At 50.2% G+C, this 21,040-nt stretch carries 20 protein-coding genes, 1 tRNA gene, 2 other RNA genes, 1 pseudogene and 1 riboswitch; of the genes and pseudogenes, 12 read left to right on the forward strand and 12 right to left on the reverse strand.

All coding sequences use genetic code 11. The features are described 5' to 3' along the window. Positions 1–115: 115 nt before the first annotated feature. A complete protein-coding gene (locus tag DMB82_RS11040; protein WP_102117607.1) occupies positions 116–712 on the reverse strand; it encodes a thymidine kinase in 597 nt (198 codons plus the stop codon). Positions 713–1,105: 393 nt separating this feature from the next. Between DMB82_RS11040 and hns the strand changes: the two genes are divergently transcribed. Continuing rightward, positions 1,106–1,513, forward strand: coding sequence for a histone-like nucleoid-structuring protein H-NS (gene hns, locus DMB82_RS11045; RefSeq protein ID WP_102117606.1), 408 nt, complete (start codon positions 1,106–1,108; stop codon positions 1,511–1,513). Between the two features lie 147 nt (positions 1,514–1,660). Here the strand turns inward: hns and galU are convergent, their stop codons facing one another. The 3 genes from galU to rssA all read right to left on the reverse strand — a co-directional run bounded on the left by galU (position 1,661) and on the right by rssA (position 4,808). After that, positions 1,661–2,572, reverse strand: a complete 912-nt coding sequence (gene galU / locus DMB82_RS11050; RefSeq protein ID WP_095699417.1) for a UTP--glucose-1-phosphate uridylyltransferase GalU — start codon at positions 2,570–2,572, stop codon at positions 1,661–1,663. 195 nt (positions 2,573–2,767) lie between these two features. Further along, positions 2,768–3,784 carry a two-component system response regulator RssB gene (gene rssB / locus DMB82_RS11055; RefSeq protein WP_116162270.1) on the reverse strand — a complete coding sequence of 339 codons (1,017 nt, stop codon included), beginning with the start codon at positions 3,782–3,784 and terminating at the stop codon, positions 2,768–2,770. Positions 3,785–3,902: 118 nt separating this feature from the next. Next, positions 3,903–4,808 (reverse strand): patatin-like phospholipase RssA, encoded by a 906-nt coding sequence (gene rssA, locus DMB82_RS11060; protein ID WP_102117604.1) that lies wholly within the window; start codon positions 4,806–4,808, stop codon positions 3,903–3,905. A gap of 132 nt (positions 4,809–4,940) precedes the next feature. On the opposite strand from rssA, the gene DMB82_RS11065 reads away from it, so the two are divergent. The 5 genes from DMB82_RS11065 to DMB82_RS11085 all read left to right on the forward strand — a co-directional run bounded on the left by DMB82_RS11065 (position 4,941) and on the right by DMB82_RS11085 (position 6,925). After that, positions 4,941–5,408: a YchJ family protein gene (locus DMB82_RS11065; protein ID WP_102117603.1), complete on the forward strand. Its 468-nt coding sequence runs from the start codon at positions 4,941–4,943 to the stop codon at positions 5,406–5,408. A gap of 83 nt (positions 5,409–5,491) precedes the next feature. Continuing rightward, positions 5,492–6,340, forward strand: a complete 849-nt coding sequence (gene purU / locus DMB82_RS11070) for a formyltetrahydrofolate deformylase (RefSeq protein ID WP_102117602.1) — start codon at positions 5,492–5,494, stop codon at positions 6,338–6,340. Between the two features lie 154 nt (positions 6,341–6,494). Further along, a tRNA-Tyr gene (locus DMB82_RS11075) sits at positions 6,495–6,579 on the forward strand. A 43-nt stretch (positions 6,580–6,622) separates the two neighbouring features. After that, positions 6,623–6,752: non-coding RNA, RtT sRNA (locus tag DMB82_RS11080), on the forward strand. Between the two features lie 43 nt (positions 6,753–6,795). Further along, positions 6,796–6,925: non-coding RNA, RtT sRNA (locus DMB82_RS11085), on the forward strand. 45 nt (positions 6,926–6,970) lie between these two features. Here the strand turns inward: DMB82_RS11085 and DMB82_RS11090 are convergent. Continuing rightward, positions 6,971–7,597, reverse strand: a complete 627-nt coding sequence (locus DMB82_RS11090; protein ID WP_102117601.1) for a trimeric intracellular cation channel family protein — start codon at positions 7,595–7,597, stop codon at positions 6,971–6,973. Positions 7,598–7,618: 21 nt separating this feature from the next. After that, positions 7,619–7,714: riboswitch (glycine riboswitch) on the reverse strand. 310 nt (positions 7,715–8,024) lie between these two features. On the opposite strand from DMB82_RS11090, the gene xthA reads away from it, so the two are divergent. Further along, entirely contained in the window at positions 8,025–8,831 is an 807-nt protein-coding gene (gene xthA, locus DMB82_RS11095; RefSeq protein WP_102117600.1) for an exodeoxyribonuclease III, read from the forward strand. A gap of 197 nt (positions 8,832–9,028) precedes the next feature. On the opposite strand, the pseudogene DMB82_RS11100 reads toward xthA, so the two are convergent. The 3 genes and pseudogenes from DMB82_RS11100 to DMB82_RS11110 form a co-directional block, all read right to left on the reverse strand. After that, positions 9,029–9,253 (reverse strand): annotated as a pseudogene (locus DMB82_RS11100) (DUF1496 domain-containing protein); the annotation flags it as partial. Further along, positions 9,250–11,175 carry a DNA topoisomerase III gene (locus DMB82_RS11105; RefSeq protein ID WP_116162272.1) on the reverse strand — a complete coding sequence of 642 codons (1,926 nt, stop codon included), beginning with the start codon at positions 11,173–11,175 and terminating at the stop codon, positions 9,250–9,252. The pseudogene DMB82_RS11100 and the gene DMB82_RS11105, both read right to left, overlap by 4 nt. 96 nt (positions 11,176–11,271) lie before the next feature. After that, positions 11,272–11,823, reverse strand: coding sequence for an NAD(P)H nitroreductase (locus DMB82_RS11110; RefSeq protein ID WP_116162274.1), 552 nt, complete (start codon positions 11,821–11,823; stop codon positions 11,272–11,274). A 285-nt stretch (positions 11,824–12,108) separates the two neighbouring features. Between DMB82_RS11110 and sppA the strand changes: the two genes are divergently transcribed. The 3 genes from sppA to pncA all read left to right on the forward strand — a co-directional run bounded on the left by sppA (position 12,109) and on the right by pncA (position 15,818). Further along, positions 12,109–13,959 carry a signal peptide peptidase SppA gene (gene sppA / locus DMB82_RS11115; RefSeq protein WP_102117596.1) on the forward strand — a complete coding sequence of 617 codons (1,851 nt, stop codon included), beginning with the start codon at positions 12,109–12,111 and terminating at the stop codon, positions 13,957–13,959. 173 nt (positions 13,960–14,132) lie between these two features. Further along, on the forward strand, positions 14,133–15,152 hold the full coding sequence (ansA, locus tag DMB82_RS11120; protein WP_116162276.1) for an asparaginase: 1,020 nt from the start codon (positions 14,133–14,135) through the stop codon (positions 15,150–15,152). An 18-nt stretch (positions 15,153–15,170) separates the two neighbouring features. Next, positions 15,171–15,818 carry a bifunctional nicotinamidase/pyrazinamidase gene (gene pncA / locus DMB82_RS11125; RefSeq protein WP_116155977.1) on the forward strand — a complete coding sequence of 216 codons (648 nt, stop codon included), beginning with the start codon at positions 15,171–15,173 and terminating at the stop codon, positions 15,816–15,818. Between the two features lie 57 nt (positions 15,819–15,875). Here pncA and DMB82_RS11130 read toward each other — a convergent pair whose 3' ends face one another. Both DMB82_RS11130 and msrB read right to left on the reverse strand, forming a co-directional pair. After that, a complete protein-coding gene (locus DMB82_RS11130; RefSeq protein ID WP_010295246.1) occupies positions 15,876–16,154 on the reverse strand; it encodes a YeaC family protein in 279 nt (92 codons plus the stop codon). A 131-nt stretch (positions 16,155–16,285) separates the two neighbouring features. Further along, positions 16,286–16,705: a peptide-methionine (R)-S-oxide reductase MsrB gene (gene msrB, locus DMB82_RS11135; protein ID WP_029367374.1), complete on the reverse strand. Its 420-nt coding sequence runs from the start codon at positions 16,703–16,705 to the stop codon at positions 16,286–16,288. A gap of 344 nt (positions 16,706–17,049) precedes the next feature. On the opposite strand from msrB, the gene gapA reads away from it, so the two are divergent. Continuing rightward, positions 17,050–18,045 (forward strand): glyceraldehyde-3-phosphate dehydrogenase, encoded by a 996-nt coding sequence (gene gapA / locus DMB82_RS11140; RefSeq protein ID WP_102117593.1) that lies wholly within the window; start codon positions 17,050–17,052, stop codon positions 18,043–18,045. 107 nt (positions 18,046–18,152) lie between these two features. After that, entirely contained in the window at positions 18,153–19,022 is an 870-nt protein-coding gene (locus DMB82_RS11145; protein WP_102117592.1) for a D-hexose-6-phosphate mutarotase, read from the forward strand. Positions 19,023–19,095: 73 nt separating this feature from the next. Here the strand turns inward: DMB82_RS11145 and DMB82_RS11150 are convergent, their stop codons facing one another. Together DMB82_RS11150 and DMB82_RS11155 are read right to left on the reverse strand one after the other, a co-directional pair. Further along, on the reverse strand, positions 19,096–19,947 hold the full coding sequence (locus DMB82_RS11150; RefSeq protein WP_116162278.1) for an aldo/keto reductase: 852 nt from the start codon (positions 19,945–19,947) through the stop codon (positions 19,096–19,098). Between the two features lie 157 nt (positions 19,948–20,104). Beyond that, positions 20,105–20,854: a MipA/OmpV family protein gene (locus DMB82_RS11155; RefSeq protein ID WP_116155979.1), complete on the reverse strand. Its 750-nt coding sequence runs from the start codon at positions 20,852–20,854 to the stop codon at positions 20,105–20,107. Between the last annotated feature and the right edge of the window lie 186 nt (positions 20,855–21,040).

Here is a 21,040-nt window from a genome sequence, read left to right on the forward strand (position 1 = left end):
CTCTCAACGATGCCCAACTCTTTTAAGGTTGGGCATTTTTATTACTCGTCCTCAGCATAGATACGCATCACTGCGCCGTGTATTCATCGCCCTGCCTGTAGGATATTTAATCGATTTACTCGCTTTCTTTACGGGTTAATCCCAGCGCAATTTTATAATGTTTACGGCATACGGAAACATAGCTCTCATTACCGCCAATAACGACCTGCTCTCCTTCGTGAACGGCATTACCTTGTGCATCTAACCGCAATACACAGTTGGCTTTACGGCCGCAATGACAGACCGTTTTTAACTCGATCAACTTATCTGCCCACGCTAATAAATAGTGACTCCCAGAAAACAAATCTCCACGAAAATCAGTACGCAATCCGTAACACAATACCGGAATATCTAATTGGTCTACGACATCGGAAAGCTCACTCACCTGCTCGCGGGTTAAAAATTGACATTCATCAATTAACACACAATCTACAGGTTGAACGCGGTGCGCTTTCTCCAGCAATCCAAATAAGGATGTCTGCGGATTAAATAATAATGCCGGAGAAGAAAGGCCGATCCGTGAACTGACTATCCCCACGCCATGCCGATTATCTATTTCTGCAGTGAACACCAGCGTACGCATCCCACGCTCCTGGTAGTTATATGACGACTGCAATAGCGCCGTCGATTTCCCTGCATTCATTGCAGAATAATAAAAATAAAGTTGGGCCACTCGGTCACTCCAAAAGGCAGGCTATATGATCTTCGGGTCGTAAACACTTATTGTAACAACTCGTCTTCACGCTGCGCAATGGGCTATTCATCGGCCATATTTTGTCCATACACCCACCAATGGCGGTCTGTTATGATAAAAGAGATAAACGTTCCTTATAACAACGGCGCGGCATCAATAAGTCATTCTCTGCCGTTTGAGGGAGAAAATCGGCATACCAAATGTATTTTTTTGATAACAGGAAAGTATTTATATTTATGCAACATACGATGCGAGATCTGTTTTAAAAATGATATTTTTTAACAAACTTACAAATTTGACTATTGCAGAAAGGAAAATAGCACTCTATTATCACACCACACGCCACCAATAATATTATTTGAGATTATCACAATGAGCGAAGCACTAAAGATTCTTAACAACATCCGTACTCTGCGTGCCCAGGCAAGAGAATGTACCCTGGATACTTTGGAAGAAATGCTGGAAAAACTGGAAGTCGTGGTTAATGAACGCCGCGAAGAAGATAGCCAGGTTCAGGCTGAAGTTGAAGAACGTGCGCGTAAATTGCAACAATATCGCGAAATGCTGATGGCAGACGGTATTGACCCTAACGAATTAATGCAGTCTTTAGGCTCAGTTAAGGTTGCAGGTAAAAGCAAGCGCGCTGCCCGCCCAGCAAAATATCAATACACTGACGAAAACGGCGAACTTAGAACCTGGACCGGTCAGGGTCGTACACCGGCAGTAATCAAGAAAGCAATCGAAGAGCAAGGTAAATCTTTAGACGATTTCCTGCTGTAATCGTTTATAAATACTGAATACAAAAAAACCCCCGATAACTATCGGGGGTTTTTCTTTGGTAGCGCATATTGCAAAGAGAAAACAGATATGTCGCCATTTTGGGATGCTCTCTGTTTTTTGTAAACAGAGAGCAATCACTACATTCTGTTATTTTTCCTCGGCTTCAATTGTTTCCTGCAGCCACTGCGCAAACTCCTGACCTAAACCATCATGGCGTAAACCATATTCCACGAATGCCTGCATATAGCCTAATTTATTACCACAGTCATGGCTCACACCTTTCAGGTGATACGCTTCTACTGTTTCTTTTTCCATCAACATTGCGATGGCATCGGTTAACTGAATTTCATTACCTGCGCCAGGCGGTGTTTTCTCCAGCAGAGACCAAATATCCGCAGAGAGGACATAACGGCCAACGACGGCTAAATTAGACGGGGCTTCGGAAGCCTTAGGTTTTTCAACTACACCAACCATAGGTGCGCTATCCCCTGCTTTTAATTCCACACCTTTACAGTCGACCACGCCATAGCTACTTACATTCTCAACCGGCTCAACCATAATCTGGCTACGGCCTGTCGTAGAAAAACGCTGTAGCATTTCGCTCAGGTTATCTTTCTTCAGATCGGATTCATATTCATCAATAATCACATCCGGCAGAATAACCGCGACAGGCTCATCCCCAACTAACGGATGCGCGCACAATACGGCATGACCCAGCCCTTTGGCTAACCCCTGACGCACTTGCATAATGGTAACGTGCTTAGGACAGATAGATTGAATCTCTTCCAACAGTTGACGTTTAACGCGTTTTTCCAGTATGGCTTCCAGTTCAAAACTGGTATCGAAATGGTTTTCGATAGAATTCTTAGAAGAGTGTGTAACAAGAATAATTTCATTAATCCCAGCGGCGATACACTCATTAACAACATATTGGATCAGCGGTTTATCTACCAACGGCAGCATTTCTTTAGGAATGGCTTTGGTGGCAGGCAGCATACGCGTCCCTAATCCAGCAACTGGTATGACCGCTTTTTTTACTTTTTTATTCACAATCGACATAAACAGCCTCTTATATACCGTTCAAATAATGAACTTTATTTATCTAATCCAAATAACCGCAAGAGTATAACGATTTTAACAAGGGCATGCTTGTCCCAACGTTACCGTTCAATAAAAATAAGATAACTCCCTACATAGTAGGAAATAAAAAATAATACCGAAAGAGAGGTATTACCCGAATCCCGCACCATCAGACTATTCTGTCGTCAACATCAGTCGTAAACGGCCACTGCCGCTCCATATCTGGCATTGCCATGCTTCACACTGATAATTCAGTTGGTTGAGATAAGCGCCTTCAAGCGTGCCTAAAGGGACACCACTCTTCAACGCTATCTGCTGTCCGTTAACGTTCAACGTCGCATTTAGCCCAGCGGAAATCAGTATCAACTGTTTTAACTGCTGATGATAATATCCTACGAGTAAAGGAAAACGGCCGTCTAGGCTCGCCTGCCGCAATAACTGGTTTACCTGCTTTAATAACGTCGGCAGATACGGCAAACGGTGTTGTTGATCGGCCAAATGCTCCTGAAGCACCCCATTGAACAAGGTCCGAAGCAGTAACGCTGCCAGCGTCCCATTATTATTGACGCCCTGAGTGACATCAAGGCAATAGAACGCTAGCTCAGTCTCCGAAAGCGCGGCAATATCCAACACCAGCGCTGGTTGTTCTGCTGCCGTCAACTGACGATAGTTAATACGGCAACGAGCAAGCGTTTGCTGAACGGGCGGCTGTAGCTGAGCAAGCAGTTTGGTGACCGCTTCAGGAGATTGATTCAGGGAATCCATGTCCTGCATGAGTTGATCCATCTCATTCAGCTGTGAGGTGAACATATCAGGATACAGACAGGACATCACGGCTTCACGCAAACGTGCATAGTCACGAATCGGCTTCAACAACACATCCTGAACACCAAGCCGCAAGACCTTGGCGATGTCTGCCATCTGGCTGGTTGCAGAGATGATCAGTATTGGCGTGTCGTTGTCTTTCAAGCGCAGACGTTCAAGGAACTCGATTCCTCCCATCGTCGGCATATTCAGATCGCAAATCATTAAATCGGGTTGGTTATGTTCAAGAGTACTTAACGCATCTAATCCATTAATGGCTTCCTGAACTGAAGCTCCAAGAGAAGTCAGATAACCAGCGAGCACAGAGCGAAAAACAGCCTCGTCATCAATGACTAAAATATGCTTACCCGCCAGTGGTTTTTCCATCAGTACCCCTTACTTCAAACACCGAATAATCACAGTTGCTTTAGCGCCAGTGTGCCTGATAGACAGCACACTTAGTCTCCTTCGCTACCTGTACTTTAACTACATGCAGCGCGCTTCACTATGCCTCTTTAGCTAGCGGCAACAATTCATCACGCCTCTTTTGCACCGCCTTATAACCCGCCTCAATCGCTTCCTGCGCCCGATGAAAATCTAAGGTAGCAATCTGGGGACAATACGGTTGCAGCAGCACATCTGGTGGATCGCCCGCCATCCGCGTCATCTTCAACCGATTTTCCAGAATCTGGATCGACGTACTCATTATCTCCATCGCCGTTGGCGAACTTTCCGCTGGCTGGCGACGGCTTCGTAGTAAACGTTCACGAATTCTGCTACGCCAATCTTGTGGAACATTCTCCACATCAATGTCCGACGCCGTCGGTTTGATCGACAGCAAATCCTGATGATTAAGGCTGGCGTCGTGCTGGAGATCAACCGCGATAACAATGTCGGCCCCCATTGCCCGTGCCAGAGAAACGGGAACGGGGTTAACCACCGCGCCATCCACTAGCCAGTAATCGTTAAATCGAACGGGGGATAGCAGGCCTGGCATACTGCAAGACGCCCGCATAGCCTGATGCAAGTCGCCTTCCGTCAGCCATAGCTCACGCCCTGTACTAAGGTTGGTCGTCACTACGCCATATTTGATAGCACAGTCTTCAATCTGTGTTGTATGTAACAAATGCTTCACACTATTAAAAACACGATCGCCACGCAACAAACTACCGCGTTGCCAGGAGAGATCCATCAGACGAATCACATCCCAGTAGCCGAAGCTTCTTACCCAGCGATCCATTGAGGATAAACTGTTTGTGGCATACGCCGCACCAACCAGCGCACCGATAGAACAACCGGCCACAACATCAACCTTTACCCCCATTTCTGTTAACGCATTAAACACACCAATATGCGCCCATCCTTTCGCTGCCCCAGATCCCAAGGCTATTCCAATTTTTTTCCGCTGCATGATCGATCCACCTGCCTTCATTTTAGCGCACATTGCTACACGTAGAGTTTCTTAGGTAACATATCGGCATCCTGCATAGTGATCTGTTTATTATCTATCAGTTTTTATCTTAAATTTTCTTCAGGAGACGTCGTGTCAGAATTTTGCCCCTGTTGCAGTGGGTTGCAGTATAACGCATGCTGTCAACCCTACCTCACGCATGCCGCAACAGCGGCTGAACCCGCCATATTAATGCGATCGCGCTATAGCGCCTATGTCAAACACGATGTCGATTACCTTATCGCTACCTGGCATCCCGATCTTCAACCCGAGAAATGGCGTGAGTCCCTCGCGGAAAGTTGCCAGAATTCGCAGTGGCTCGGCCTTACTATACTGGCAACGTCTCCTGGAAAAACGCCCGATGAGGGGTATGTGGAATTCGCCGCACGTTATCTATCTGAAAGCGACAACCAGCGAACAGAAGTGATGCGAGAGCGCTCACGCTTCCTTCGTCAGCATAATCGCTGGTACTATATAGACGGCGTTCATTTGCAGACCGGCAGAAATGAACCTTGCCCGTGTGGTTCCGGCAAAAAATACAAAAAGTGTTGCGGACAATAGAACACAGGCAGTCCCCCACGCGGCCTTATTGCTGCGTTACCCTAAGATCGTTATTTTAGTTTTTGGACAGGATCCACACGCTCATGCAATCCCAAAATATACAAAGAAAAGTATTACGAACCATTTGCCCCGACGCAAAAGGGCTCATCGCGAAAATTACGAATATTTGTTATAAGCACGAACTGAACATCGTGCAAAACAATGAGTTTGTCGATCATCGCACTGGCCGCTTTTTCATGCGGACCGAGTTGGAAGGGATTTTCAACGACACTACGCTGTTAGCCGATCTGGATAGCGCACTTCCCGAAGGGTCTTCTCGCGAATTAACCGCAGCTGGCCGTCGTCGCATCGTCGTTCTGGTGACGAAAGAAGCCCACTGTTTGGGCGATCTGTTGATGAAAAGCGCCTACGGTGGTTTGGATGTCGAAATCTCCGCCGTCATCGGCAACCACGATACCTTGCAGACGTTGGTTGAGCGGTTTGATATTCCTTTCCATCTGGTCAGCCATGAAGGTCTGACTCGCGAAGATCACGATCAAAAAATGATCGCGCAGATCGACCAATACAAACCCGATTACGTCGTGCTGGCGAAATATATGCGAGTGCTGACACCGGCGTTTGTTCAGCACTACCCAAATCAGGTGATCAACATTCACCATTCGTTCTTACCCGCTTTTATCGGTGCTCGCCCGTACCATCAGGCTTATGAGCGCGGTGTCAAAATCATTGGTGCGACGGCACACTACGTCAACGATAATCTGGATGAAGGTCCGATCATCATGCAGGACGTTATTCACGTCGACCATACTTATTCGGGCGACGACATGATGCGTGCAGGGCGAGACGTTGAGAAAAATGTCCTGAGTCGTGCGCTGTACCGCGTGCTGGGACAGCGTGTTTTTGTCTACGGTAACCGCACCATTATTCTGTAATTGGTTGATCGGGCATCTTTTTGTATAAGGATGCGCCGAACGGAATAAAAAAACGGCAACCGCATTTATTTTTGATATATACCGCTTTACAGGGGCGCGGCATTTGATATGATGCGCCCCGCTTGAAGCGAAAGCGTCTTGCAGTAAGGCCAGTGGTGGGGTTCCCGAGCGGCCAAAGGGAGCAGACTGTAAATCTGCCGTCACAGACTTCGAAGGTTCGAATCCTTCCCCCACCACCATTTCAAAGCAGTACTTCTGAATTACATCCCAACGACAAAGCATCAAATTCCCGTCAGGGGAAGGTGAGAACCTTCGACCAAGGTTCGACAAAACCGGCACGGTTTTGAGCAACGCGCAGCGTTGACCCGCAGGGCGAGGAGCGAAGCGACGAGTTATCCTTCCCCCACCACCATTTCAAAGCAGCACTTCTGAATTAAATCCCAACACCAAAGTATCAGATTCCCATTAGGGGAAGGTAAGAACCTTCGACCAAGGTTTGACAAAACCGGCACGGTTTTGAGCAACGCGCAGCGTTGACCCGCAGGGCGAGGAGCGAAGCGACGAGTTATCCTTCCCCCACCACCACTCGCCCCCATAATCAGCGCACTATATAGAATGGGGAAAATAGCCTTATGCCTTCCCTTTCCAGCGCCCAGGAACATAAGAGAACACAGGGAGCTGCCACGACCAGCGGATTGCCGCCAGACGCACGGCCAAACCAATGCTGAATGACGCTAGCAGATTAATATCGTGATTAACGTTAAGCGACTTTAACCCAAGATAGAGAAGTGCGACTAAAAGCGAGACGCTGGCGTACAGCTCTTTTTTCAGCACCATGGGCGTACGGTTACAGAAAATATCACGCAATATCCCACCGAAAATCCCGGTTACGATACCCGCCATCACCACCACCGTCGTTGAATAATTCAGTTGCAGTGCGACGTTGCAGCCAATAACCGTAAAGGCAATCAGCCCCATCGCATCCAGTACCAGAAATAAACGATGCAAGTGGTGCATAACGCGCGCAATGATAATCGTGAAAAGGCCTGCGCCAATGGTGAGATAAATATAGCCAGGATGCTGCGTCCAGCCGATGGGATAATTACCAAGAAGAATATCGCGAACGGTGCCACCGCCAAGCGCGGTGATAAAGGCAATCATGCCTACGCCAAAAATATCCATATTACGACGTCCGGCAGCCAGCGCCCCAGACATCCCTTCAGCCGTAATCGCGATCAGATAGATGTAAGTCAGCACACAAGTTATCCTGTGAAATGTGCCACTCCCTCTGTCCGCTTTACCTGAGAGTTTACGCAGCAGTGCTGCTTGCCCCTTCGGTGGGTTGCGTTGCAACCTCTCTCCAGTTGGCTTCAATGGAATTCGCAGTTAGGGTAGCCTGAGCGATTATGGGAGTTTGCGCCTTCGGCGGAGCGCCATTTTATACCCTAAATAATGACGGGTATGCGCCCTCTCTCCTGCGAGGTGCGGAGTATAGCGGTCGACAAGCCTCATGTTCAACTGAATATAAGTGAATCTTATTTTTAACGATTCCCATCTGCGCCAACCGTCTCTGAAGCCACAGCAATAAGCCCCGTAACCCTATTCGAAAGCGTAGCCTCGCCGTGACGCCATGCCCCATTTTCTGCTACCATCTGGTCACATTTTTTAGCGAATGGCAGCGAACATGAAAGTTGTATCTTTTAATATCAATGGCCTGCGGGCGCGCCCTCATCAGTTGGCCGCCATTATCGAACAACACCAGCCGGATGTGATCGGGTTGCAGGAAACGAAAGTCCACGATGACATGTTTCCGTTAGAGGATGTCGGCCAGTACGGCTACCACGTTTATTACCACGGACAAAAAGGTCACTACGGCGTCGCACTGCTGTGTAAAGAGCAGCCCATTGCGGTTCGTCGCGGTTTCCCAACGGATGAAGACGATGCACAGCGCCGGATCATCATGGCAGATTTTGCCACCGAGCACGGCACACTCACCGTCGTTAACGGCTATTTTCCGCAGGGAGAAAGCCGCGACCATCCGGTGAAATTCCCCGCCAAGACGCGCTTCTATCAGGATCTGCAAACCTATCTGGAACAGCACCATAGCGCGACACAACCGCTGATTGTGATGGGTGATGTCAATATCAGCCCTACCGATCTGGATATCGGCATCGGCGAAGAGAACCGTAAGCGCTGGTTGCGTACTGGTAAATGTTCTTTCCTGCCGGAAGAGCGTGAGTGGATGGCGCGTTTGCAAGGCTGGGGGCTTATCGACACCTTCCGAGCCGCGAATCCAGACAGCAACGATCGTTTTTCGTGGTTTGACTACCGTTCCGCCGGGTTCGATGACAACCGTGGTCTGCGTATTGACCTGATTCTTGCCAGCACCTTTCTGGCCGAGCGCTGCATCGCCACCGGTATTGATTACGATATTCGAGGGATGGAAAAACCGTCCGACCATGCACCGATCTGGGCACAGTTTTCGTTATAAGCGTTTTCGTTGTAGAAATTTTCGTTGCAGAGATAATACGCGGTGAAAATAACATCACCGCTGTGCATCCAAGCCACAGCGGTGATTAATAATAGGCGAAAGTATTAAGCGTAATGCTCTTTAACCCACCGTTATTACTTAACCAACTGCCATATCAGGTTATTCGTTCCCAGCGTTTGCTTGTCCCGTACGCATTGCAGAATCACGCCTTCGACTTTTACCACCGCGCCTTCAGAATAATTCCGGTTTTCATACACGCAGCAACGCAGGCAGTTGTTATTTTGCTCACGCACCGCCGTCCCTGCTCCCCACACTTCCGGTGGAACGGGAACAACAATATCTGCTCCGCCACGATTAGCCTGCGCCAGTGCGGGCAGCACGAGCATCACACTGGCGACACACAAAGACACTAACGATTTCATTGCTCCTGCTCCTTCGCTTTTTTAGCCTGAGGCTTGCGCCGTTTTGATGCACCCGACGGCGGTGCAGAAAGCCCTTTAAACGCCCTCACCGCACCGTTTTGTTTCGCCTGCTGAATCAACTCCTGCAAGGAATTCGTCAGTGGTTGCATAAAATCCTGATAGCGACATTTTTTCTCGCTAATTTGCGTCAACGTGGCTTCCCAATGTGCGGTCATGTCAGGATGCGCAGCGCTCGCAGGCAATGAGTGAATCAACGCCCGCCCCGCTTCACTCGCGTGAATATAGCGGGCTTTCTTAAACAGAAATGTCCGTTTAAATAATAACTCGATAATACCCGCGCGCGTCGCCTCAGTTCCTAACCCATCGGTCGCCCGCAGGATTTTTTTCAGTTCTTTGTCCTGCACAAAACGCGCGATACCCGTCATTGCTGACAACAGCGTGGCATCGGTAAACGGTCGCGGCGGCTGTGTTTGACGCTCAACCACCTCACCGCGTTCACACAGTAACTCATCACCTTTTGCTACCACGGGCAACGGCATACCTTCGTTTTCTTCGTCCCGCTCTTTGCCACCCAACAACGTGCGCCAACCGGCTTCGGCCAGAAATCGCGCTTTAGCAATAAACTTACCGCCCGCGATATCCAGTTCAATGACGCACTTGCGAAACACGGCGTCTGGGCAGAACTGCATGATGTACTGCCGCGCGACTAAACCATACACCTTGCGCTCATTCTCCGTCAGCGAGGCACTTGCGCTGCGGGCGGTGGGAATAATCGCGTGGTGAGCATCAACCTTACCATCGTCCCAGCAGCGGTTACGTCGATCCACATCCATCACCGGCTGTGGCAACAGATCGGGCTGGTGTACGGATATCGCATTCAAGACGGCATGACGCCCAGCAAAATGTTCTTCTGGCAGATAGCGACAGTCAGAACGCGGGTACGTAATCAGCTTATGGGTTTCATAGAGCTTCTGGCACACGTCCAGCACCTGCTGCGCACTCAGCCCGAAACGCTTTGCGGCTTCGATCTGTAACGTCGACAACGAATAAGGCAACGGCGCAGTTTCTGATTCCCGTTTATCATTATAGCTGGTGACAATCGCGGGCTGGCCTTCGATACGCCTGACGACATGTTCCGCCAGCGAGCGATGCAACAATCGCCCTTCTTCATCCTGATAAGGTTCGCAGGATTCGCTGGGCTGCCACATCGCGACAAAACGCTCATCGGCAGGCGTCACGATATGGGCTTTCACTTCAAAGTAATCTTTGGAAACGAAGTTTTCTATCTCTTCATCTCGTCGCACCACCAACCCCAGCACCGGTGTCTGCACGCGGCCAACCGACAGCACGCCGTCATAGCCCGCATTGCGCCCTAACAGCGTATAAGCACGGGTCATGTTTATGCCGTAGAGCCAATCTGCGCGGGAACGCGCCAGCGCCGACACACACAAAGGGATGAACTCTCGGTTCTCACGAAGACGAGAAACGGCACGTTCTACCGCCTGTGGGTTGAGATCGTTAACCAAACAACGGCGTACCTGCTGGCGTTTTTCTTCCGGCAGAGAAAGGTATTCCAGCACCTCATCCACCAGCAGTTGTCCTTCACGATCGGGGTCTCCCGCGTGAATCACTTCGGTGGCATCATTCAGGAGTTTTTTTATGGCATTGAGCTGCTTACTGACCGAGGGCCGCGGCTGCAGCAGCCATTTCTGGGGAATGATAGGGAGATCGGCAAGCGACCAGCGGGCATAGCGCGCATCATAAACATCCGGCTGCGCCTGCTCCAGCAGGTGCCCCACGCACCACGTCACAACATCATTCTGGCCGCAGGCAATAAAGCCATCGCCGCGTCGATGCGGTTTGGGTAACACGTCTGCAATCGCCCGCGCAAGGCTGGGCTTTTCGGCAATAAAAAGTCGCATTATTCACCATCAAGCAGACTGGGCATTTCCCGCGTAACTCGCGGGAAAGCACGCTGTAAAACAGGGTGGAAATCGATATTATTCAAGAGATGACGATCAGAAGTAGTGAACAAACGCATCGGTATCAAGCGGCGTGACCGTGGTCGATGCTTTGAGCACGGGTGTTCCCAGATAGAGGAAACCGACAATTTCATCCTGCTCACGGCAGTTGAACGCTTCACGCACCAGCGTATTATGCGTCCAGGCGCCGCTACGCCAGATACCATTAAAGCCCTGCGCCAATGCCGCCATCTGCATGGCCTGAACCGCACAGCCTGCGGAGACAATTTGCTCCCAAAGCGGGACTTTCGGGTTCTCTTCGCAATGCGCAACAACGGTGATAATCAGCGGTGCGCGATAAGGTGCCTGACGCGCTTTCTCGATACCGGCTTCGTCCAACCCTTCCTGCTGCGCTGCACGGGTCAGTAGCGAACTAAAACGATCCAAGCCGTCATTTTCGATCATAAAAAAGCGCCACGGCTGCATGGCACCATGATCCGGCGCACGCATACCGGCGTGGATAATGTTATTCAATGCGTCACCCGTCGGTGCGGGTGCGGTCAGGCGCGAGGCCGAACGACGATTCAATAGCAATTCAAGAGCATCCATCGCACATCTCCTGTCTGGCAATATAATTTCTGCGGTACAACTCAGTTCTACGGCAAGCCACTTCTACAGTAGAAATGACGGTACGGCAACGTTGCGCGCCACGTTAGCACAAGTAGAAGTTTTGTTACAAGATAACCCCTGACAGGGCGTGCTTCTGCGGCGATTTAATGCTGACTTTTTACTGTCCGCTCATTAGGATACTATCACTCCTTGTGCTTCATCACTTGCCAGAGGGCGAGTTGAAGGACGTAGGGCACACGCTGTTTACCCGTTCATGGAGATATCATGCGCACATTGTGGCGAATTTTTAGCGGATTTTTTAAGTGGACATGGCGTCTGCTTAATTTTATCAGAGAATTTATTCTCAATATTTTCCTTATTGCTCTGATTTTAGTGGGTGTTGGGATCTACTCACAGGTAAAAACGACGCCGGAAGCGGCCACTAAGGGTGCGCTGCTGGTCGATCTGACGGGCGTGGTCGTTGATCAACCCACCGTTAACAACAAACTGCGTCAATTAGGACGCGAATTCTTCGGCGCATCGAACAATCGTCGCCAGGAGAACTCACTGTTCGATATCGTCGACAGTATTCGTCAGGCAAAGAGTGACGACAACATCACGGGAATGGTGCTGGATCTCAGCGACTTTACCGGTGCCGACCAACCGTCTCTGCAATACATCGGTAAAGCGCTGCGCGAATTCCGCGATAGCGGCAAGCCTATTTATGCGGTCGGCGACAGCTACAACCAGTCTCAATACTATTTGGCCAGTTTTGCCAATACGGTGTCATTGACGCCACAAGGCAGTGTTGATCTGCACGGTTTCGCGACCAACAATCTCTATTTCAAGTCCATGTTGGACAAGCTGAAAGTGACCACCAATATCTTCCGCGTGGGAACCTATAAATCAGCCGTTGAGCCGTATCTGCGTGACGATATGTCACCTGCTGCGCGTGATGCCGATGGCCGTTGGATCAATGCTCTGTGGCAGCAGTATTTAAATACCGTTTCCGCTAACCGCCAGATTACGCCTCAGCAGCTCTTCCCAGGTGCAACCAACATCCTTGCAGGCTTGCAGGCCGTTCAGGGCGACACCGCACGCTATGCGCTGGATAACAAGCTGGTCGATGAAGTGGCATCACGTTCCGTGACCGAGCAATCGCTGGTTAAAGCATTCGGCTGGAATAGCCAGAAGAACAACTTTAATTTCATCAGCATTTACGACTACACCATCAAACCGCCGGTGCAAAATAACAACCAGATTGCGGTTGTATTTGCCAATGGCGCCATCATTGATGGCCCGGAAACGCCAGGAATGGTCGGCGGTGATACCACGGCGGCACAAATCCGCGCCGCGCGCCTCGATCCCAAAGTCAAAGCACTGGTACTGCGCGTCAATAGCCCGGGCGGTAGCGTCACCGCGTCGGAGCTGATCCGCTCAGAGCTGATGGCGCTCCGTTTGGCAGGTAAACCAATCGTGGTCTCCATGGGCGGTATGGCAGCATCGGGCGGCTACTGGATCGCTACGCCAGCGAACGCAATCATCTCCAGCGCCAGTACGCTGACCGGTTCTATCGGTATTTTTGGCGTGATTACCACGTTCGAAGAGTCGCTGGAAAGCCTTGGCGTCCACACGGATGGCGTTGCCACTTCTCCGCTGGCCGATCTGTCAATCACGAAATCGCTGCCGCCTGAATTCTCGCAGATGATGCAGTTAAGTATCGAACGCGGTTATAAGAACTTCATTGATATCGTAGCGCAGGCGCGTAAGAAAACGCCTGAGCAAATCGATCAGATCGCGCAAGGTCACGTCTGGATCGGTAGCGACGCGAAAGAAAATGGTTTGGTCGATCAGATCGGCGATTTTGATGATGCCGTGAAGAAAGCGGCTGAGTTGGCAAAACTGGGGCAATATCAGTTGAACTGGTATGCCGAACAGCCAGGTCTGCTCGACACGATGCTGAATCAGGTGAACGCTTCCGTTTATGCCCTGCTGCCCGTTGCCGTCCAGTCTATGCTGCCAGCACCGGTCGCGCAGTTGGCGGAAGTGGTCCGGTCACAGCCGTCCATCATGAATAACCTGAACGACCCGCAGAACCGATACGCATTTTGCCTCACCTGCGGAGAAGTCCGGTAGCGTTTACATTGGTCGCGATATGTACCCTAAATAATTCGAGTTGTGTGAAGGAAACCAACGCACAAACAACTTGAAGTATGACGGGCCTGGCCCGGTAATAGTCATTACTTATGATGATATTACCGGGCTATTTTTCCCTCTATACTTGATTTTTAATCCTGACTCACACCACCATGCGAAAGAAATCCATTTACGTCGCCTACACGGGCGGCACCATCGGTATGCAGCGATCAGCCAATGGCTATGTTCCGGTATCCGGTCATTTACAGCAGCAGTTGGCAAACATGCCGGAATTCCACCGTGAAGAGATGCCGTCGTTCACGATTCATGAATATGACCCGCTGATCGATTCGTCTGATATGACGCCAGCGGATTGGCAATCCATCGCGGACGATATTCAAAACCACTATGATGATTACGACGGTTTCGTGATTCTGCATGGTACTGACACGATGGCGTTCACCGCCTCTGCGCTCTCGTTTATGCTGGAAAATCTTGCCAAACCGGTTATCGTGACAGGGTCACAAATTCCGTTAGCGGAATTGCGCTCGGACGGCCAGACCAACCTGCTGAACGCACTGTACGTTGCGGCTAATCATCCGATTAATGAAGTCGCCCTCTTCTTCAATAACAAACTGCTGCGCGGCAACCGCACCACCAAAGCTCACGCGGACGGCTTTGATGCCTTCGCTTCCCCCAACTATCCGCCGCTGCTGGAAGCCGGTATCCATATTCGTCGGCTGGCGCCCACCGTGGAATGTAGCAACTGTCCGCCGTTGAAAGTGCATCACATTACGCCGCAGCCTATCGGGGTGATTACGATTTACCCCGGCATTTCTGCCGATGTCATCAGCAATTTCCTCCGTCAGCCAGTAAAAGCGCTTATCCTGCGCTCCTATGGCGTTGGCAACGCACCGCAAAGCCCCGGGCTGCTGCATGAATTACGTGAAGCCTCTGCTCGCGGCATTGTGGTCGTTAACCTGACGCAGTGTATTTCTGGGCGCGTTAACATGGGCGGCTATGCGACAGGCAATGCGCTGGCGCATGCAGGCGTTATCAGTGGCTTTGACATGACGGTCGAAGCCGCATTGACCAAGTTGCATTACTTACTGAGCCAGCAAGATCTAAGCACCGATGACATTCGCCAGTTGATGCAGCAAAACCTGCACGGGGAATTGAGCGATAAAGACTGAGTCAATCACGGAGTCGTAATGAAAAAAGCATTGCTATTAGTTGATCTGCAAAATGATTTTTGTCCCGGTGGCGCATTGCACGTTCACGAAGGCGACCGCGTCATTGAGGTGGCTAACCGCGCTATTGAAGCCTGCGTCGCCGCTGGCGTTCCAGTGATTGCCAGTCAGGATTGGCACCCCGCTAATCACGGCAGTTTTGCGGTTAATGCAAATACCACGATCGGAGAACTCGGTGAGTTAAACGGTTGGCCGCAGATCTGGTGGCCGGTTCACTGTGTGCAGGGAACAACCGGCGCTGATTTTCATCCAGCACTGAATCAATCAGCCATTCAGTGGGTAGTGCGAAAAGGAACCCAGCCGGAGATCGATAGCTATAGCGCTTTTTTCGATAACGGACATCGGGTGAAAACCGAATTGGATGCGTGGCTACACGCCAATCACATCACCCATTTGATTATTCTGGGGCTGGCGACCGATTATTGCGTCAAGTTCAGCGTGCTGGATGCCATTGCGCTGGGCTATCACACCGAAGTCTTGGTGGATGGCTGTCGTGGCGTAAATCTTTCGTCAGATGACAGTGAATCCGCATTACTGGAAATGACGCAACGTGGGGCGATACTGACGGATATGGCGCAGTTTCTTACTACGTTGTCTGCCACCCACTAACGCTACGGCTACTGACAACGGGAACAGCGGCAGCCGTTGCGGCTGCCTGCTTATGTTTTACGCGTTGGGTTTCAGCGTAATAATGGCGTCAGCGATGTTAAACTCGCGCTTCAGCTCTTGCTTACTCTTCATCACAATTTCGCCATCAGTGCCAATCGTCATGTGCTCAGCCTGTTCGTTATGGCGAGCCTGCCACATCATCACCATTTGCAGGCAGTTTTCTTTCTGTTCAGCCGTCAACGCGACACCGTCTGGCCATTTGCCCAGCTCCACCGCCGTGACTAACCGTTGGTAAATTTCTGGCGTCATAGCGTCGATCAGATCATTGAGTTCCATATCCGGTTTCTGCTCCGAGAAAGGTCAGATTTATTCTTACTGGGTTTCTGTGCTAACAGCGTTTTTAGTAGCTGAATCGTTTAAAGCAAGCTATCATCTAGTTTATCGCCGTCGCACCTATCACAGACAGATTACCCGTCAACGCGTTCGCCATCAACGTCGTCGATGAAACTCAGTGAAGCCGAATTCACGCAGTAGCGTTCGCCCGTGGTTTTCGGGCCATCAGGGAAAACGTGCCCCAGATGCGCATCACATTGCCCGCAGCGGATCTCAATACGGCGCATATTGTGTGAATCATCTTCCAGATAGCGAATCGCCTCTGAGGAAACAGGCTGATCGAAGCTTGGCCAGCCACAGCCGGAGTCGTATTTACTGTCGGAATAAAACAGCGGAGCCTGGCAGCACAGGCAGTGATAAGCGCCAGTGCGCTTGTTATGCAGCAATTTGCCTGAAAATGCAGGTTCCGTACCACGTTGCTGGGTGACATAGCGCTGCATCTCTGTCAATTCAGTATTGTCGGATGGGGTACGCGAAGCAGAGTCGTTAGTCATAGGAAGTCTCACAGCGAGTGTTATCAATTCAATTAATCATTGATTATAACAAAAAATTAACAACCTGACAGACCGTTCTGGCCTAATATTAGGAATGTTATTAGCATCAATATTTAATTGTGATGCGAATCACATATTGAGATCACACAGGCTTTATATGATGCATTTCACCCTCATATCAGGCTTAGATGTTACTTAGTTACAGGGTCGAGCGGTTTTCGCACAAAGTTTGGTCATAGGTTTGACTTACAGCAACTATTGACACGATTCCGCTTGACGCTCAGCAAGGTTTTTGTAATTTTACAACCAACCTTTTATTCACAAACCAATAGCTGGTGGAATATATGACTATCAAAGTAGGTATCAACGGTTTTGGCCGTATCGGCCGTATTGTTTTTCGCGCTGCGCAAGAGCGTTCTGACATTGAGATCGTTGCAATCAACGACCTGTTAGATGCTGATTACATGGCGTATATGCTGAAGTACGACTCAACTCATGGTCGTTTCGACGGCACCGTTGAAGTTAAAGATGGCCACCTGGTTGTTAACGGCAAAACCATTCGTGTTACCGCAGAGCGCGATCCTGCAAATCTGAAGTGGAACGAAGTCAACGTGGATGTTGTTGCTGAAGCAACTGGCCTGTTCCTGACTGACGAGACTGCACGTAAACACATCGCTGCTGGTGCGAAGAAAGTCGTTCTGACTGGTCCATCTAAAGATGACACCCCAATGTTCGTTATGGGCGTAAACCACAAAACTTACGCTGGTCAGGAAATCGTTTCTAACGCATCTTGCACCACCAACTGCTTGGCTCCGCTGGCAAAAGTCATCAACGACAACTTCGGTATCGTTGAAGCACTGATGACCACCGTTCACGCAACCACTGCAACGCAGAAAACGGTTGATGGCCCGTCTCACAAAGACTGGCGCGGCGGCCGCGGCGCAGCACAGAACATCATCCCATCTTCTACCGGTGCTGCTAAAGCAGTAGGTAAAGTGATTCCTGAGCTGAACGGCAAACTGACTGGTATGGCGTTCCGCGTTCCTACCCCGAACGTTTCTGTTGTTGACCTGACTGCACGTCTGGAAAAACCTGCTTCTTACAAAGAAATTTGTGCGGCAATCAAAGCCGCTTCTGAAGGCGAGCTGAAAGGCGTTCTGGGTTACACCGAAGACGAAGTCGTTTCTACCGATTTCAACGGTGAAAAACTGACTTCCGTATTCGATGCTAAAGCTGGTATCGCTCTGAGCGACAACTTCGTGAAACTGGTTTCCTGGTACGATAACGAAACTGGTTATTCAAACAAAGTTCTGGATCTGATCGCTCACATCTCTAAATAAGCGTCAGCGATGATTCTGTGAAAAAAGGGCGACGTGATGTCGCCCTTTTTTATTGTTTATTGCAGATTTCTTTTTACCACGAAAAACAATCAAAAAAAGGCACTATCATGCATAACACAATGTTCTCACTCCCCGTCACGAAACAAATTAGCGCCACCCTCACCCAGCGTCAGTTGGACCAATTACCCATCATTGTCGTTGATCACCCTGAAGTTCGCGCGGCAGTCGCATTACAAGGTGCGCATCTGCTCAGTTGGCAGCCAACAAACGAAGAGCCGGTGCTCTGGCTGAGCGACAATACGCCTTTTACTCATCACGTTGCGATTCGCGGCGGTGTCCCGATCTGTTTCCCTTGGTTTGGCCCTTTCGCCGATCCTAATCACGGTTTTGCCCGTCTGCTGCCGTGGGAATTTACCGCCCACAGCGAAGATGAACACGGCGTACAGCTCACGTTCACGCTGCAAGACAATGAAGAAACGCGCAAGAGCTGGCCGCATGCGTTCACGCTCATCGCCCGCTTCAAGCTGGGTAAGGAATGTGGCATTGAACTGGAAGCGCATGGTGATTACAGCATTACCAGCGCGCTGCATACCTATTTCAATATCGGCGATATCAGCAATATCCGCATTGCTGGCCTGGGTGAGTCTTTCATTGATAAGGTGGATCAGGGCAAGCTGACAACGCAGCAAGGCGATCTGGTCTTTACCGACCGTACAGACCGCATTTATACCCAGCCGCAGGACACCAGTGTGGTACATGACGCGGTGCTGAAACGTGCTATCGAAGTGCACCATACGCACCATAGCGATGTAGTGTCATGGAACCCCGGTGCTGAGCTCTCTCGTACGATTAGCGATATGCCAGATGAGGGATATAAAACGTTCGTGTGTGTGGAAACCGCGCGAATTAATCAACCGTTTGTCGCCTCCGCCAAGGCGCCGGCTCGTTTGGCAACGGTTATCCGCATAAAGAAATAACCACCGCTGTAATTAGCTATATGGGTGTATGGCGAAACCGCTATACACCTCTTCTGCAAATCCTTTCCTTCCGCTACACCACATCCAAATGCTGTTTACGCGTCGGCGGTGGAAAGGTCTGATCCAACTGCCCGAGATCGTCCTCAGACAACACCACGTCCAGCGCTTTCGCATTTTCCTGCACATGCTTTACAGAACTGGCTTTTGGAATAGCGATCACGCCCGGCTGGCGAATCACCCACGCCAGTAAAAGTTGAGCAGGCGTGATGTTATGTTCACGCGCAATGCGGTTCACCACCGGATGTGAGAATAATCCCTCACGCAAGCGCCCTGCCTGCGCCAGCGGGCAATACGCCATCACCGGAAGCTGCTGTTGCTGACACCACGGTAACAAATCAAACTCAATGCCGCGCGAGGCCAAATGGTAAAGCACCTGATTAGTCATGCAGCGCTGTCCGCCATTTAGCGACCACAGCTCCTGCATATCCTCAAGATCGAGATTGGAGACGCCCCACTGGCCGATTTTTCCCGCCTGCTGTAATCGCTCCATCGCTGCGATCGTATCCACTAACGGGATGCCACCACGCCAGTGCAGCAAATACAGGTCAATGTGCTCGGTTTGCAGTCGCTTCAGGCTGCGTTCACACGCTTGTATCGCCTTTTCGCCTCCCGCATTGTGCGGATAGACTTTCGACACCAGATACACGCTATCACGGCGGCCACGTATCGCTTCACCGACGACGTCCTCCGCCCTGCCTTCCGCATACATTTCGGCCGTATCAATCAGCGTTAACCCAAGATCGATACCCGTTTGCAGCGCCGTCACTTCCTGCGCTTTCATTCGGGCATCTTCGCCCATGTACCACGTTCCCTGACCGATCGCCAGTACGCGTGTGTCATCTGGAAAACGAATCGCTTTTGCCACGCGTTCCTCCCTGTTTGTCGTCAACGTAACCAGTTTACCCTCAACCTAACATGGCATTCGGCGCACCATAAATGTGCAAATGGGGTGATATCACCCCATTATTGTACGGCAGATGCACTATGCTTACGAAGAGCATTAAAAGCGCTCATGAAAAGCATCAGAAGCGATAGCTGACGCCCGCGCTCATTAAGATGCTGTGGTTACTATCAACGATGGGGCTGTCTTTCATTTCGTCAGACAAACGCGTGTAACGACCCACGGCCCAGGCGCTCCAGCTTTGGTTAATTTGATAACCCGCGCTCAGTTCAAGATACGGGGCCCAGCCATCACCAGGGCTATACTGGTTAAAGCCAGAACGAGCGGACTCCTGTGCGCTAACACCGTAGTAATACTGGTTCATGTTTTCACTGAACCAAGAGGCACCGATACCAGGGGTGATACTCAGATCACCCATTGAGAAGCGGTAAAGGTAGGCGGTATCCCATATGAAACCGTTGCTGTAATCCAGCGTATCCCCTGCCAACACGGTACGAATTTCACCCCAGTCGGCGGTATGACGATAAGCTGCACCCGCCATCAGCGTACCGCGGCGTTTGTCCAACTGCTTCATACGCAGATCGTCACTATCTCCCGGTTTAAACCCTAAAGGCAGGTAGTACGCCGTTAAAGAGAAACGATTTGCGCCGTCATTCCACAGGTAGTATCCACCACCCAGCCCGCGGAAATAAAAACTTTCACTTTCATAATTCAGTACAGGAAGCGGATAAACATCATTATCAACACCACGGTACACAGACGTTGAACCCGCAGCGCCAAGGCCCAGCGAGACATCTGCGGCATAGGCTGAAGGCAGGAGCACAGCACCAGAAACCAGTGCGGCCAGCATACATAGTTGAGGTTTTTTCACAGTTTTCTATTTCCTATTACAGATAAATATCATGAAACATGATAGGCCAATTAAACACGTTCGTGCCCAGGTTATATAAAAATAACATTAACGAATACCCTAACTATTCGATAGGTTTTACGTGCGCTAACGTCGGTAATAGGCCGAGTTCTTAAGGCTGAGCGCCTATTCCCTATAATGTTACAC

The sequence above is a fragment of the Pectobacterium aquaticum genome (assembly GCF_003382565.3).
GTDB classification, from domain to species: domain Bacteria; phylum Pseudomonadota; class Gammaproteobacteria; order Enterobacterales; family Enterobacteriaceae; genus Pectobacterium; species Pectobacterium aquaticum.